The following is a 16,595-nucleotide window of genomic DNA, read 5'->3' as shown; positions in this document are numbered from 1 at the left end:
CTGGCTTAGAGGAGTTGTATACATGACTGGTTAGTGCGGGATTTGCCAGCGTCCACATGGCAAAAAATGCGAACCATGAAAAGAATTGGACCACTCCTAACCTCTTCATAATATCAGGCATGAGTGCATAAGTCGCCATAATGGTAGTAAACATTCCTTTCTTTTCTTCTGGCTCGCCAGCATCGTCAAATGCCACCATTTCTTCAGGGGAATATTCTTTTGTAGTAAAAATAGTCACTAGAATAGAAGTGATAAAAACAAAAGCACCCACCCCAAAAGCTACTTTTACAGAGTCAGGAACAACGCCAGGAGCGGCTTCATTTGAAATCTCCAATGTATTATTCACCCATTTAGGTAAGTTACTGGCCAACCATGTACCTACCCCTATAATTAAGGTCTGTACTACAAAACCATAACTGCGTTGTGATTCTGGAAGCTTATCTGCAACTAATGCTCTAAAAGGTTCCATAGAAATATTAATGGAAGCATCAAGAACAAGAAGTAAACCAGCTGCCATCCAAACTTCAGAAGAATAGGGCATAAAAATCAACGCGATGGAACTTAAAATAGCGCCTATTAAAAAGAATGGACGGCGACGTCCTAGACTTTTATGCCAAGTATTATCACTGAGATAACCTATAATAGGTTGTACAATAAGACCAGCAAGCGGCGCTGCAATCCATAATAATGGAATCTCAGACTCTTCAGCTCCTAATGTTTCAAAAATACGTGACATGGTAGAGCCTTGAAGGGCAAAACCAAACTGAATACCGAGAAATCCAAAACTCATGTTCCAAATATCCCAGAAACCTAACTTAGGTTTTTGCATATCGTTATTTTTTTTAATGACGACAAGCCTTATGACTTATCAAAACTTATTGTGTGTGAAGAAGATAAGTTTTGATTATTGAACTTATTTAAACTTTTTTCATGTGCTAAAATTTTGTTCTTTAAAATTTAAATATTGTCTTTTTATACCTCCAAAGCGATGCCATGTAGTTCAAAAAGATATTGAGATTTAAAAGATCTAATATTAACATAAAGAGTAGCCACTTAAACAAGTTCACCGCAAAAGATACCCTTAAGCAGAATTGTAAAGTTATTCCTTTATGGAGTAGACTCTCTTTCTATAAATGAAGTTTTTACGATAACGGTTTCGTAACTTTCATTCTCATGATCTTTAGATTCCAGTTTTTCAATGAGTTTTAAGGCAGCTATACCTCCCATTTCTTCCCCCTTCTGTCCTATAGTTGTTAATGTAGGGCTTGCATATTTGGAAAGCATTCCATCGGTAAAAGCAACAATAGCAACGTCTTCCGGTATTTTTTTACCTGCTTTTTGTAGTGCTTTACTAGCTGTTACTGCAAACAGCTCATTTACCGCTACTAACGCATCAAAATCATTGTTTACTACAAATTTTTCGATAATATTTTCGCAATTATCAATGTCTTCTATTTTTAGAAATTGATGGTTTTCTACTACAAAGCCACGCTGTTCTAGCGCTTGTTTAAAGCCTTGGGATCTCAATCTTCCTACGTTTACATAATCTACTGTACTAATAATACCCAGTTTATTCCTTCCTTTTCTCAATAAAAACTCTGTTGCTTCGTGGCCGGCAGCAACATCATCGATAATGACTTTATCACAGGGTATATCGTTGCATACCCGATCGAACATAACAATAGGCATACCTTGATTCGTCACTTCCCTCAAATGATGAAAGTCTTGCTTCTCCATGGTCTCTTTAGAAAGGCTCATTATAAAGCCATCAATACTGCCATTAGCCAGCAGCTCCATGTTGACCACTTCTTTATCAAAACTTTCTCCAGATAAGGTAATTATTACTTGATAGCCCTTTTCATTTGCCACACGTTCCACGCCCGAAATTACTGTTGCAAAAAAATGATGCACTATTTCGGGAATAATGATTCCTATCTTTTTTGTTTTCTGATTCTTTAAACTTAGCGCTATACTATTAGGCCTGTAATTGAATTCTTTTGCATACCCTTTGATCTTATTCCTTGTCTCTGCACTTATTTCATGAGAATCCCTTAAAGCCTTTGAAACTGTTGATATAGATACTTTTAAGTCTTTTGCTATTTTCTTTAGTGTAATCTTTTGAGCCATTATAACTTTAAGTTATGAGTTATAGTATGTTTTGCTTTCGCGAATGTGAAGATACTATAAAATAAGACTACAGATTTCCGAAATCGTTTTCGTAGAATGTTCTAGTTAAAACGTTTTGGTAACCGTTTCTTTACATAATTTAGCCGTCGTGTGTGAAGAAGACAACATTAACAATCATTTAAATCAAAAAAATGAATCAAAAATTCAAAGCAGTTTTACTGTTATTTTTAGTACCGTTTTTTGCATTTGCACAAAGTGTAATAACTGGTACAGTTCTCGAATCTAACGGCTTACCAGCTTTAGGAGCAACTGTTTCAGTAAAAGGGACTCCTAACGGTACGTCAACAGATTTTGACGGAAAATACACGTTAAACAATGTTCCCAAAGATGCCGTAATTGTGTTCTCCTTTATAGGGTATACAACACAAGAGATTCCTTATGCCGGACAGACCGAAATCAATACTACACTAAAAGAAAACCCTTCTGAGCTCGACACTATAGTTCTGATAGGTTATGGTAGTACTACAAAAGAAAATATCACAGCAGCGCAAACCACCGTGACCGACAAAGAATTTAACAAAGGAGCAATCGTTTCTCCTGGACAGTTAATTGCAGGTAAAGCTGCTGGTGTGCAAGTAACGGCCGCATCTGGTCGTCCTGGAGATGGACCTCGGATAAGAGTAAGGGCTGGCTCTACCTTGAGTGCCAATGCAGATCCTCTTTATGTAGTAGATGGAATCCCTCTAGACTCTAACAACGCAAACCTCAATACCATCAACCCATCTGAAATCGAAAGCTTTACCATACTCAAAGATGCAAGTGCTACTGCTATATATGGTAACAGAGCCTCAAACGGAGTGATCCTTATTACTACTAAAAAGGGGAAATTAAGCAGTGATTTGCAGGTAGGTTATAACGTTCAGTTTGCAATAGATAATAATGCAGGTCGCCTAGATGTATTAACAGGAGATGAATTCAGAAGTATTATAAACGAACGAGGTGTTCCAGAAGAAATCGCATTATTAGGTGACGCCAACACAGACTGGCAAAATGAAATTTATCAAACTGCAACTCGCGCCATACATAATATAACCTTACAAAAAGGTTTTGACAATACCGCTTTACGGGCTAACATAGAGTATACCAACCAAAATGGTACGCTTAAAAGTTCTGGTTATGAAAGAGCGAGCTTAAATGCGAGTGTTATTCAGAAATTACTGAACAATGATCTAAAATTAACCCTTAGTATACAAGGCGCATTGGAAGAAATACGCAATGCAGATGAAGGAGCCATAGGGTCTGCAATTGACTTTGACCCTACTCAAGCAATCTTTGATCCCAACGGTCCTAATGGTTTTTTTGAATACTTTCAAGGTAATGGTACCGTTGACCCAAATGCACCAAGGAATCCATTGGGCTTATTAGAGAGTTTAAGCGCTGCGACAAACAACAACCAAATACGTACAACCCTTCAAGCAGACTATAAAATTCCTAGAGTAGAAGGCTTGAGATTTAACGGTACTATAGGTATCGATTATAACGAATTTGATTCCTTTTCTAATAGACTCCCAAATTCAGGAGTCGGATTAACACCTACCGGTTTACAATCTAGTTCTAACGGTATACGAGTTAACCAACTTATTAATGGCAGATTTGATTACAAAACTGACCTAAAAGGTATAGACTCCAAATTAGAACTTACCTTAGGTAGCAGCTTACAAGCCTTTAGAAGAGAAAGTGTTAGTTTTAGTCAAGACAATAATGGTATAGCTATAGATCCCTTTGAAGCCTTTAATGAAAATAGATTGATTTCTCTTTTTGGAAGAGCTTCTATAGATATTAAGGATTTATTAGTACTCTCTGCAAGCGTTTCACGTGATGGAACATCAAGGTTCTCGCCAGAGAATCGCTGGGGAACATTTGGTGGAGCAAGTGCAGGTTTGAAGTTGACCAATACTGATTTTATTCAAAATAGTGGTTTTATTTCTCAACTTAAAATTCGAGGTGGCTATGGTATTACTGGACAACAAGATATAGGTCAAGACTTTTTGTATCTGCCGCGATCTACCCCTAGTAATGCTCAAGCGCAAGTTCAAATAGGGAATCAATTTTACACTACTATAAGACCTGAACTCGTTACAAACCTTACTTGGGAAAAAACGAATCAATGGAACTTAGGTGTGGATTACGGATTTTTTAATAACCGTCTAACAGGATCTGTAGATGTATACACAAGAGATACGGAGGATTTACTTCAATTTGGCCCTTTAGGTGTAGGCTCTTTAGGAAACTTTGCATTGCAAAACGTAGGCGCTACCCAAAGTAGGGGTATTGAAATTGATGCTAACCTAAAAGTCGTTACAACGGAAAACTTTAACTGGAATATAGGAGGTAATCTTACCTTCAGTGAAATTGAAATTACGGATCTTTCCTTAGGAACCAATGACGCCCCAATATCTCAAACTCCGATAGGAGGACAAGGCTTTAATAATTTCATTCAAGAATGGGCAGTAGGAGCCGACCCTACATCTTTCTTAGTTTATCGCCAAGTATATGGGCCAGATGGGAGACCGCTGGACGGTGTTTTTGCAGATCGCAATGGTGATAACGTTATCAATAGTGATGACCGGGTACGTTACAAGCAAGGTAATCCAGATGCTTTTTTTGGTTTCACCTCCAACTTTAATTATAAGAGATTTGACATGAGCTTTACACTGAGAGGCGCAGTAGGTGGTTACAACTACAATAATGTAAGAGCTGCCAGAGAAAACACAGAAGCCATAACTAACAATCCAGGAGAATGGCTTAACAATACTACTGGTGGATTTATAGATGATCGTTTCCAAAGTGGACCACTTAACTTACTGTTCTCTAGTGAATATATTGAAAAATCAGATTTTGTAAGATTAGATAACCTTTCACTAGGATATACCTTTAACACAGACCAAGTAGACATCAGAGCTTCTGTAACAGGAACAAATTTATTTGTAATTACTGATTATAGCGGTCTAGATCCTGAAATAGGAAATGGTGTAGATGGTGCAATTTTCCCAAGGAGTAGGGGACTTATTTTTGGCCTTAATTTTGAATTTTAAACTTTTAATAAAATGAAAATATATAAATCGATTATCATATTGTTTTTTGCTGTGGCAACTCTAGTTGCTTGCGATGATACTTTGGATCTAGAGCCAGAAGGAAACACCGAGGCTTCTGGACCGCTTTCTAGTCTGGAAGACTTTCAAGGAAGATGGGCTAAGCTTTATGCTGGACTAATTATTGGCGGACAGCAAGGAGGCGACGGCGCTGCTGACATTGCAGGAATTGACGGTGGCTTTTCTAATTATGGTAGGTTGTACTGGAAACTTCAAGAGCTTTCTACAGACGAAGCAATCATTGCTTGGAACGATGGAACTATCAGAGATTTACATTATCAAAATTGGACTAAAGATAATGAGTTCATAGCGGCTATGTTCGCAAGGATAGGCTATCAAGTAACCATAAATAATGCTTTTATAAAAGAGTCCTCAGATGCCGCAATTGCAAATGCTGGATTATCTAGCGAAGAATCAGCATTAGTAAAAAGTTATGTCAGTGATGCACGTTTTTTAAGAGCTTATTCTTATTATCATGGAATGGACCTTTTTGGCACTATGCCCTTCACTACAGAAAATACAGCAGCAGACGGTTCTGAATTGCCTGCTTATATTTCCAGAAGTGATCTTTTTAACTACATAGAATCTGAATTATTAACCATCATGGATGATCTTCCAGCTGGAAGAGGAAACGAATACGGCAGAGTGAGTCAAGCAGCAGCACAAATGTTACTCGCAAAATTATATTTAAATGCAGAAGTATATACCGGAACTGCACGATATACAGATGCGCTTACTTATACGAATAGCGTCATTAGTCAAGGTTTTTCGGTAGATACAGCCTTAGGATATCCTGCGTTGTTTCTTGCTGACAATGATTCTAACGGAGCTCAAAATGAGTTTATTTGGACTATTAATTTTGATGGTGACAACACTCAAACATTCGGTGGCACTACTTTTCTATCTCACGCAGCGGTAGGTGGAACCATCATGGACCCTGCAGTATACGGATTAGATGCTGGTTGGGGTGGGTTAAGAACCACTCCAGAATTTGTTGAGCTATTTCCTAATGAAGAAAATTCAGCTGATGGACGCGAAAACTTTTTTGATGAAGGACAAACTAAAAGCATTGCAGACGTGGGTAATTTCAATAACGGTTTTGCCATTGTTAAATTTCAAAATATTGAATTAAACGGAACGCCAGGAGTTAATCCAACTTTTGTCAGTACCGACTTACCAGTTTTCCGACTTGCTGATGCCTATTTAATGTATGCAGAAATAGTAGCTAGAGGCGCCGGCGGCGATGCCGGTACAGCCGTAGGATATATAAATACCTTAAGAGAAAGAGCTTATGGAAACAATCTTAATGGAATAGACGACAGTGATCTTACATTAGACTTCATTATTGATGAAAGAGCAAGAGAACTATATTGGGAAGGGCATAGAAGACAAGACTTAATTCGTTTCAATCAATTCTCTTCCAACGGAATTTGGGAATGGAAAGGAAATGTTCAAAATGGCACCACAACTGCTTCCTTCAGAAACCTGTATCCTATTCCTACCACAGAACTTAATTTAAATTCAAATCTCATCCAGAATATTGGATATTAATATCGTAAAAAATTATAATATGAAAAAGTTTTCTATTCTTTTGTTCTCCTTTCTAGCGATTGCGACAGCAATATCATGTAGTGATAATGATGAAGAGTTCTTCATCGACCAACCAGAAGGTCAGTTATCCTTTAAATCAACTGCTTCATCATCCTACATATTAACATTTGATACCAAGGATAATCTAGCAGAAAGACTGGTTTGGAATACAGTGACCTTTCAAACCCCTATTTCAGTAACCTATGAAGTAGAGGCCTCTAATGACGCATCTAACTTTGACAATGCTATTTCTGTAACCTCAACAAACGGCGACAATGTAGGTTTAAGTGTAGAGCGACTAAATGAAATCTCAGCAACGCTGGGTTTAACTCCTTTTACAGAAGGAATTGTTGCCATGCGGGTTAAAGGAACCACCGCTGATGCAAGTATGGAAACGTTATTTTCTGATATTCTTGTATTTCCAGTCACTCCTTACACCACAGAAAGTCCTAAATTATGGATCCCTGGAAACTATGCTGCGGCTAGTGGCTATGGCGCTGACTGGGCTCCACAAGACCCTCTAACACCTTACATAGAGGCTGTAGAATTTGGCAGTACCGCATATGAAGGCTTTGTATACATGAATGTACTATCCCCTAATTTCAAAATTACCTTAGAGCAAGACTGGGATGAAGCTTATGGTGATGGAGGAACAGGAATGTTAGATCTAGCTGGTGGCGACCTTTCTGTAACTGGACCAGGATATTATTATATCCAGGTCGATACAGATCCTGATGGTGATCCTGGTACTAATGATGCCTCTTGGTCAGCAACGGCTACTAGTTGGGCATTGATAGGTGCAGCAACTCCTAACTCTTGGAATGACCCAGATACAGATATGACTTACAACCCAACCTCTAGAAAATGGGAAGTAGATGTCAACATGACTCAAGACGCTTTTAAATTTAGAGCAAATGATGACTGGGGTAGTCCACAAAATAATTTCGGGGTAGATGGTGATGGAACACTTCAATTTAATGCTGGAGATGTAAATTTTACGGAAGCACCAGGCTTATATAAAATAGAACTAGACTTAAGTATACCACGTGCTTACTCTTATACCGCTACATCAATTTAAAAATAGCATTCCTATTATTATTATTAAAAAAGGGCTTTGAGGAGCCCTTTTTTAGCTAAAAACTCAAGTTATGAAGAACTGTACTTTATGTTTTATGGCCTTTATTTGTTTTGCTTTCGCGAAAGCGCAAGTAACAATAACGCCTTCTACAGCAACCCAAAATGATCCTGTTACCCTAAATTTTGATGCCACCGGCACGGCACTAGAAAATGTTACGGGCACCCTATATGCCTATACTGGGGTGACTATAAATGGACAACGCTGGCAAAATATTATTGTCCCAAATTTTACGGAAAATAGTGGTGCACCCCAATTTGTAAATGCTGGTGGCAACAATTATCAACTTAGCTTAGGCTCTAGCATTGAGCAATTTTATAATGTTGCACCAGGAGATGTGGTTTCTGAAATATGTTTAGTTATCAGAAACTCAGCAGCAACCGCACAAACGAACCCAGACATTTTTCTCGATATCTTCCTACCTGGATTGAATACAACCATAACTTCGCCTCAAAATGGCGCTGTATTTAGTGTGAACCAATCCATAACAGTATCTGGAGACTCTTCCCAAAATACAGCTCTTGACCTTAGCGTTAATGGTTCCAGTATTGCAACAACTAATGCGACGAGTATCACTAGCCCTTACACATTCACAAGTTCTGGATCTTATGCTATTTCTATCAATGCTAATAATGGCACAGATACATCTAGTGCTACAGTGAACGTTTATGTTCCCGCAGCGACTCAAAATCTACCGCGACCTACAGGGTTAAAAAATGGAGTAAATGAAAATCCTGATGGCAGCGTTACTTTCTTGCTTGCTGCACCTCTTAAAGATGATGTGATTCTTGTGGGTGATTTTAGCAACTGGAATCTAGAAACAAATTACCAGATGAATAAAGACGGTGCTTACTTTTGGCTCACTGTTCCAGCAACAGAATTTTCTGTAAACCAAACGTTTCAATACCAATATCTAGTAGATTACAGCCTTAAAATAGCTGATCCATATTCTGAATTGATTCTTGATCCGGGAAGTGACCAGTTTATAAAACCTGGTAATTACCCTAATCTACCAACATACCCAGATGGACAAACCACTGGTGACCTCTCCTTACATACGTATCAAGAGACACCTTATACATGGACGACCAGTAATTTTCAAAGACCCGATCAAGAAAATCTAGTTTTTTATGAGCTTTTAGTTCGTGATTTTTCTGAAGAGGATAGCTTTCAAGAGGTTATTAATCGATTGGATTATTTAGAAACACTGGGTATAAATGCTCTTAAAATAATGCCTGTTAATGAATTTGAAGGAACAGACAGCTGGGGCTATAATCCCAAATATCATGGAGCACTCGATAAAGCCTATGGTACGGCAGATAAATTTAAAGAATTGATAGATCTATGTCACTCAAAGGGTATAGCTGTTATTGTAGATGTTGTATACAATCACGCATTTAGCCAGTCTCCATTGTGTCAATTATGGTGGGACCAAGCTAACTTTAGACCTGCTGCAAATAATCCTTATTTGAACGTTACCCCAACTCATGATTTCAATGTAGGGTATGACTTTAATCATGAAAGTCAATGGACTAAAGAGTATGTAAAACAAACCTTACAGTACTGGATTGATGAATACCGTGTTGATGGATTCCGTTTTGACTTATCAAAAGGATTTACTCAAAACCTAACTGTAGGGAATATAGGCGCATGGAATGCTTATGATCAATCTAGAGTAGATATCTTAAACGACTATAAAAACACGATTTGGAATGCAACAAGTAATGACATTTACATGATTCTTGAGCATCTAGGGGATAATGCGGAAGAAACCGTTCTTGCAAATGACGGTTTCATGCTCTGGGGAAAAATGAGTGATGAGTTTAATCAGAACTCTATGGGATTCAATAGTAATAATAACGTTTTCCGCTCGTACTTTTTATCACGTGGCTGGAATGAGCAACATTTAGTTGCTTATGCAGAGAGTCATGACGAACAGCGTTTAATGAATAGAAATCTAGCCTTTGGGAATACATCAAATCCAGCTCATAACATAAGAATACTGCCTGTTGCTTTAGATAGACAAGAAGCCGTAGCCGCAATACTGTATAGCATTCCTGGCCCCAAAATGCTGTGGCAATTTGGAGAGTTGGGTTATGAAATAGATATTGATTTAAACGGTCGTACAGGACGCAAACCTATTCCATGGACCTTAAATTATGACACAGATGCAGATCGTATGGATCTTTATAATGTGACCGCCACTATGATTAATTTTAAAACACGGTATCCAGATACCTTTAATACGACCAATAATAACCTTGATCTAGCTGGGTTGGTAAAAAGAATTTATCTTAATGGAAGTCAGTTTGATGCAGTTGTTATTGCAAACTTTGATGTCGTTAGTCAAAATGTAAATCCCAACTTCTCTCAGACGGGAACTTGGTATGACTATTTTAACAACAACACGGCAGTGAATATTACGAATCAAACGGCTTTAATTAATCTACAGCCCGGTGCCTATAAATTATATACGACTCAACAACTACAGGATCCATTGAGTAATGAAGACCACACTGCTTCATCTCCATTGATACGTTTGTTTCCTAATCCAGCTTCAGAGACCTTTAAATTATCTCAAGAAGTAGAACGGGTGACTATTTATAATGTCTCTGGACAACGTGTCATGAGCTTTCATGGATCACAAACCTTTTATGAAATAAGCAATTTAAGACGAGGTATTTATTTTGTAGAATTAATAAATGCTGATACTGTTCAAGTGGAGAAATTTATTAAAAACTAAATATCTCTCCATGCAATTGCTTAGCAACCAATACACATTTTATGATTTTTCATTTGTTTTGGGCCTATCTTCGGATGGGCTTTTTTTTTATAAAAAAACCTGACCTAAAGTAAAATCAGGTGGTCTATTTAAATTAGAATGTGAGTGTCTCTATCTGAATAGTTGTCGTTCTAAAAGAAATGTGGTCATCACCACATCAAAATTTTGTTGAATATCTACTGGCATGTACTTGATCTTATTTTGCCCACAGCGCACCCGTAGTTTTTCAAAGTATTCTTTTACCACTTTCTGATACTCCTCTCTTACATTATCTGCATAAAGGTTGATATACGCGCCAGTCTCTACATCTGTATAGCGAGTTGGTTTGTTTGAAAAATCAAAGTTAACCTCAGTGGTACTATCATAGGTATGAAAAAGAACTACGTCGTGTTTGTTGTATTTTAAATGTCTTAAGGCCTCAAACAAATCGTCTTCATGTCTATCGCTTTGAAACATATCTGTAAAAAGAAATATCAGGGATCTCCGTTTTATGTTTTCTGCAATTTCGTGAAGGTATTTATAAGTATCGGTGGTTTGACCACTAGGCTTTTCACTACTTATTCTTGACAGTTGGTCCAGCAACATGTTGTGGTGTCTTTCACTTCCTTTTTCCGGGGCATAATACTCATACTCATTTGCATAAATACTTAATCCTACCGCATCGCGCTGTTTCTTCAATAAATTCATGACGCTCGCTGCTGCCAGCGCCGTAAAACCTATTTTATTAAGCGATCCTATTTCCTGATTTTTAGTCTTTGGGTAATGCATGGACGGACTGTTATCTACTATGAGATGACAACGTAGGTTGGTCTCTTCATCGTATCTTTTTGTATACAGCTTGTCTGTTCTTGCGTACAACTTCCAGTCTATATGACGTGTGCTTTCGCCAGGATTGTAAATTCTATGCTCCGCAAACTCCGCACTAAAACCATGAAAAGGGGATTTGTGCATACCACTTATATACCCCTCGACCACCTGACTAGCCAGTAATTGTAAGTTTTTAAACCCAGAAGTTTTATGGAGTTCTTGTTGTACGTTCATAAGGTGAAGATAATAAAATAAAGCAGGAATCTCCGACCATACCTATCTGCTTGTTACTAGTAGTTATGGGTTTGTTCTATTCTCGCTTCCGCGAAAGCGAAAACAAAACAAACAAATAGATCTCAACTACCTAATAGACCTTAACCACCATTTTGCCTTTGTTCTTCCCATTGAAAAGATCTATAAACGCTTGTGGAGTTTTATCAAATCCTTCCATAATAGTTTCTTCATGCAGTAACTTTCCTTCCCTCAACCATCGAGAGAGTTGCTGGATACCTTCCGAGAAATCTTTCTCATAATTGTTCACTATAAAACCCTGCATCTTGATGCTTTTTTTTACTAAAGTTGTTTCTAACCTAGGGCCGGTGGGTAGCTCAGTTTCATTATAAAGCGAGATGGCACCACAATTTACCACACGACCGAATCGATTCATATTCTTCATTGCTGCATCCAGTGTACTTCCTCCAACATTATCGTAATAAACATCTACACCGTCTGGAGCATGTTCTTTAATGGCATTGGTCATATCGCTAACTTTGTTATAATTCATGGCAGTGTCAAAACCAAATTTATCTTTGAGCATGGCCACTTTTTCATCAGTTCCCGCAATGCCAATTACCTTCATCCCTTTGATTTTCCCAATCTGCCCAACAATAGAACCTACGGCACCAGCAGCATCAGAAACTAAAAGCGTCTCACCCTTTTTAGGTGCTCCTATCCTATTCAAACCAAAAAATGCTGTTAGTCCTGTCATTCCTAAAACCCCCAAACAGGCGCTTAGTGGAACTTGTTGAGGATCTACTTTGCGTAATTCTTTTGCTTTAGAGGTCTGAAATTCTTTCCATTCAAGCATTCCAGTAAGAAAATCTCCCTTTTTAAAGTCGTCATGCTTACTTTCTGCCACCTCAGCAACTATAGCTGACGCTACAGGCTTCTCTAGTTGAAATGGTTCTATATAGGACTTTTCGTCCCGCATGCGTCCTCGCAAATAAGGATCTACAGAAATATATCTTGTTTTCAACAATACTTCTCCGTTATTTGGTAGCGGCTGTTCCTCTTCAATAATTTCAAAATCAGTTGCCTTTGGGATTCCTTCAGGTCTGTGCTTTAATACTATGGTCTTGCTCATGATGTGTTGCTTTGATATCAAGATAACACAATAGCCATTAGCACTGTATTAGTATTTTACTAAAGTATGGCTAGAAATTCCAACTTGCTGCAAAAAAAAAATTCAGCCTCATACCAATCTGAAAAAAGAGCATTAAAAAGCCCGCTCCAAAAGAGCAGGCTCAATCATTATATATCTTGAATACTAGGTTAAAAGAGCGTCCAAAGCATCTGTGTAAGCATTCTTAGGAGCAACTCCTACCTGACGACCTACTACTTCACCGTTTTGAAAAACCAATACTGTAGGAATGTTACGCACGCCGTATTTAGCCGCAAATTCTTGATTTGCATCCACGTCCATTTTACCTACTACAGCTTTGTCAGCATACTCGGTAAAAACCTCATCAATGATGGGTCCTACCATACGACAAGGTCCACACCATGCCGCCCAAAAGTCAACCAATACTGGTTTATCACTTTTTAATACTGTTTCTTCAAAGTTTGCATCTGTTATTTCTAGTGCCATGTTATTTTCTTTAATTAGTAAAGTACAAAGTTAAACAAATCTAAGCCCATACACACGATTCAAGTATTGTAGTTGCTTATATTGATATTATAGTTTTTAATGTATTGGGATTTCAAATGTTATTTCCCATAAGAAGCGTTTGGACATTTAACTGCTCTCACCATCCACAACGTCGGTTTTAATCCTATCTGAGCTGGTAAAATACTAATAGTCAGTGATATAAGAGCTAAATTTTGATGCGATTAAAAGTTTGTGGTACTGGTTAGAAGTTATCATATCTCCATAAGCATTGCGTTCTGCCGCTCCTATTTTTATCCCAGCTGCACTGCTATTACATCTGGATGCGCCTCTTTATTTCTTTATATTTTAAGACTCCAAAGCCTCCATCTCCTGCACCAACTCTACAAACATTTCTACACTTATCTGCTCTGGTCGTAAATTGAAAATTTCTTTTTCTCGCATCGCATCAGGTAAATCCATTGTTTTCAAGGAATTTCTCAAGGTCTTGCGACGTTGCTGGAACGCTAGTTTTACTACTTGACGCAACTTTGCATAGGAACACGGTAAATCATTGTAGTCTTCTTTACGTGTTAAACGCAACACACCACTATCTACTTTGGGCGGCGGGTTAAATACTTCTGGGCCCACAGTGAACAAATACTCTGCATGAAAATAGGCTTGTGATAGAACAGATAATATCCCGTATGTTTTTGAACCGTGCAGCGCACAAATACGTTTAGCCACCTCTTTTTGAAACATCCCTCCGAATTCTGGAATCTGATCTCTATTTTCAATAGTTTTAAAAACAATTTGAGTACTTATATTGTAGGGGAAGTTCCCTATAATAGCAAATGAACCATCTCCATAAATATCTTTCAAATTTTTCTTTAGGAAATCTGCTTCTATCACTTCGAAAGTACTTTCATTTACAATTTTAGAATGTTCTATAGGAAAAGTTTGTTTCATATAAGCAACTGACTCTCGATCCAATTCTAAAGCAGTAACTTTAATTTCTTTTCTAATGATATGCTTTGTAAGCACCCCGGTTCCTGGTCCTATTTCAAGAACTTGATCATAACCTTTGTAGCTCAAAGAGTCTGCAATGCGTATAGCAACACTGTCATCTTTAAGAAAATGCTGTCCTAGGTGTTTCTTTGCGGTAACGCCTTTATCAAACGAGGTGTATTTTTTATATTTAGCCAAACTATGATTATCAGTGTGTTAGTTGTCGGTTATTAGTTATTTGAGTCTTTTCATGGTTTAAAGATTCTTCCCTTTGGGAAGATGTCCGACGGGCAACTGGGTTGTCAGTCGTATTGTTTTGTCGTTCGCAACAAAATGGCACTCCTTTGAACTCCTAACTCACGGCTCACAAATTCACCAACTAATCACGCCTCACATTATACTCATCGATCAATTCCAGTTCTGTTCTAAACGAAAGTACACGTTCACCAAACTTAGTCAATCCTTCTTGCCTCAATGCGGGTGCAAAATCATCATAATATTTTTGAAGCGCTTCTTTATCTATCGCTTTGTACTGAATAGAGAAAGTGCTGTATCCATCTTTATCTTCTACAAGAACTCTGGTAAACCTTGCATCTATAAAAAGGCCTGTACCCAATACTTTTGCAATATGTTCTCTTATCCAAGGAATCCACTCTGCCTCTAGTGAAGAATGCATATTACAAGTGACATTATAAATAACCATAAATGAAATAAATTGATTTAAAATTAAAAAGCCTTATCGTTTTGATCACCACGCAGCCTGCGATATCGCCTGCGCGCATCTACAAAGTAAATACTATCTGCATGGCTAAATATTATTTTTTCAAAAAGTTCTTTTGCTTTTAATGGATCTGCAAGCTGTTCTTGATATAACAATCCCAGTCTGTAATGCGCATCATCTGAAAGGATGCCATCTCCATAATTATCGATGATGAGTTGGTAATTATCTCTAGCTTGTTCCATCCTTCCTTCCACCTCATATAAGTATGCTTGTTTTAACAATGCTTCGTCTTCAATAGGGTCTCCTTTGTGATCTAACAGTAACTGACTGTACAAAGTAATGGCCTCAGATCGTTTGTTCTGGTATTGTTTTAATTCCGCTTTCGCGAAAGCTTTCAACGCAACAAACGTGGTGTCTTCTATAGAGTGGTCTGCAATAGTCAGGCTTAGCTCCATGGCGTCATTTGCTATCAATTTGCTAGTTGCGCTGCGCAACACTTTCAATTGAGTCAGGCTCCAAGGAAAATCGCCTTGATAATAACTAGTCCGGGCCACTTTAAACTGCGATTCTTGGGAACGTAAATCGTTAGGCACATCATTCTGAATCTGACTGTAAAAAATTAAAGCACGATTGAATTGCTCTTGCAAAACAAGAATATCTGCTAGCAGCATTTTCACATCTGCTTTTTGAAATTTACTGAGATTTGTTTGTTCTAACACTATAAGTAAATCGGTTGCTTTTTGAGCTTGCTCCATTTTAAAAGCTAAAAATCTTGCGTAGTCCAACTGCAACCTAAAAGTCTCTTTTTCTGTACCATAAATTAAGAAGAGCCTTTCATAATCTTGTAGAATAGCCTCATACTCGTCTGAAGTCGCTGCTGCAGCTTTTAGTTTTATTTTAAGGCTTTGCGCTAGGTACTTCACATTTATCGATTGTGATTCTTCAATCATATAATCCAGAATCTCATCTGCCGCTTCCAGGTCATTTTCATCTATAGCAGTTACTACCAGATCCCGAATGTTATCCATATTGGTTTCCTCACGCTTATAGATAGCTTTTTCTTGGATAAATGCCTTTTTAAAATCCTTTTGTTGTACAAAAAGCCAGGACAGCAGTTGGTTGTAGATAGGGTCTGGTTGATTGCGCAGGCGCAATAGCAGTACTTTCCTTAAAAGTTTGTTTCCTTCATTCTCTGCATCATCAGTTACGTATTGAGAAAACAGGGCTTGTGCTCGCGGTCTATAAACTGGATTTCCCTCAATAAGCTGGATGTTTTTATCAAACATCTTTTCTATATTTCCTTGTTCCCCATATAATTTGGCCAACTGGAAATTATAGTCCAGCTTGTCATTAAGCGCCATTCCTTTTTCATAAGCTTCAATAGCTTCATCGAGTTCATTGCGCTGCTC

The 16,595-nt window shown here is 37.9% G+C and carries 12 protein-coding genes; 4 read left to right on the top strand and 8 right to left on the bottom strand.

What is annotated here, in order from left to right:
• Together ACJAT0_RS09460 and ACJAT0_RS09455 are read right to left on the bottom strand one after the other, a co-directional pair.
• Positions 1–829 (bottom strand): MFS transporter (locus ACJAT0_RS09460; protein WP_415181454.1); only part of this gene is annotated, 829 nt, incomplete at its 3' end.
• Between the two features lie 278 nt (positions 830–1,107).
• Positions 1,108–2,127: a LacI family DNA-binding transcriptional regulator gene (locus ACJAT0_RS09455; RefSeq protein ID WP_415181453.1), complete on the bottom strand. Its 1,020-nt coding sequence runs from the start codon at positions 2,125–2,127 to the stop codon at positions 1,108–1,110.
• A gap of 191 nt (positions 2,128–2,318) precedes the next feature.
• Between ACJAT0_RS09455 and ACJAT0_RS09450 the strand changes: the two genes are divergently transcribed.
• The 4 genes from ACJAT0_RS09450 to ACJAT0_RS09435 all read left to right on the top strand — a co-directional run bounded on the left by ACJAT0_RS09450 (position 2,319) and on the right by ACJAT0_RS09435 (position 10,747).
• Positions 2,319–5,222 (top strand): SusC/RagA family TonB-linked outer membrane protein, encoded by a 2,904-nt coding sequence (locus tag ACJAT0_RS09450; protein ID WP_415181452.1) that lies wholly within the window; start codon positions 2,319–2,321, stop codon positions 5,220–5,222.
• Positions 5,223–5,234: 12 nt separating this feature from the next.
• Positions 5,235–6,830: a RagB/SusD family nutrient uptake outer membrane protein gene (locus ACJAT0_RS09445; RefSeq protein WP_415181451.1), complete on the top strand. Its 1,596-nt coding sequence runs from the start codon at positions 5,235–5,237 to the stop codon at positions 6,828–6,830.
• Between the two features lie 19 nt (positions 6,831–6,849).
• Positions 6,850–7,947, top strand: a complete 1,098-nt coding sequence (locus ACJAT0_RS09440; protein ID WP_415181450.1) for a SusE domain-containing protein — start codon at positions 6,850–6,852, stop codon at positions 7,945–7,947.
• A 70-nt stretch (positions 7,948–8,017) separates the two neighbouring features.
• Positions 8,018–10,747, top strand: coding sequence for an alpha-amylase family glycosyl hydrolase (locus ACJAT0_RS09435; RefSeq protein WP_415181449.1), 2,730 nt, complete (start codon positions 8,018–8,020; stop codon positions 10,745–10,747).
• Between the two features lie 150 nt (positions 10,748–10,897).
• Here ACJAT0_RS09435 and ACJAT0_RS09430 read toward each other — a convergent pair whose 3' ends face one another.
• The 6 genes from ACJAT0_RS09430 to ACJAT0_RS09405 all read right to left on the bottom strand — a co-directional run.
• Positions 10,898–11,827 (bottom strand): DUF58 domain-containing protein, encoded by a 930-nt coding sequence (locus ACJAT0_RS09430; protein WP_415181448.1) that lies wholly within the window; start codon positions 11,825–11,827, stop codon positions 10,898–10,900.
• A 130-nt stretch (positions 11,828–11,957) separates the two neighbouring features.
• A complete protein-coding gene (locus ACJAT0_RS09425; RefSeq protein ID WP_415181447.1) occupies positions 11,958–12,956 on the bottom strand; it encodes an NADP-dependent oxidoreductase in 999 nt (332 codons plus the stop codon).
• A gap of 183 nt (positions 12,957–13,139) precedes the next feature.
• Positions 13,140–13,460: a thioredoxin gene (gene trxA, locus ACJAT0_RS09420; protein WP_374002448.1), complete on the bottom strand. Its 321-nt coding sequence runs from the start codon at positions 13,458–13,460 to the stop codon at positions 13,140–13,142.
• Positions 13,461–13,826: 366 nt separating this feature from the next.
• On the bottom strand, positions 13,827–14,663 hold the full coding sequence (rsmA, locus tag ACJAT0_RS09415) for a 16S rRNA (adenine(1518)-N(6)/adenine(1519)-N(6))-dimethyltransferase RsmA (RefSeq protein WP_415181446.1): 837 nt from the start codon (positions 14,661–14,663) through the stop codon (positions 13,827–13,829).
• Between the two features lie 181 nt (positions 14,664–14,844).
• Positions 14,845–15,168, bottom strand: coding sequence for a DUF4286 family protein (locus tag ACJAT0_RS09410; RefSeq protein WP_374002450.1), 324 nt, complete (start codon positions 15,166–15,168; stop codon positions 14,845–14,847).
• Between the two features lie 23 nt (positions 15,169–15,191).
• On the bottom strand, positions 15,192–16,595 hold a 1,404-nt coding region (locus ACJAT0_RS09405), incomplete at its 5' end, for a tetratricopeptide repeat protein (protein ID WP_415181445.1).

The organism is Nonlabens sp. (assembly GCF_047636915.1).
Classification (GTDB): Bacteria; Bacteroidota; Bacteroidia; order Flavobacteriales; family Flavobacteriaceae; genus Nonlabens.
This window is presented reverse-complemented; position numbering and strand designations above follow the sequence as displayed.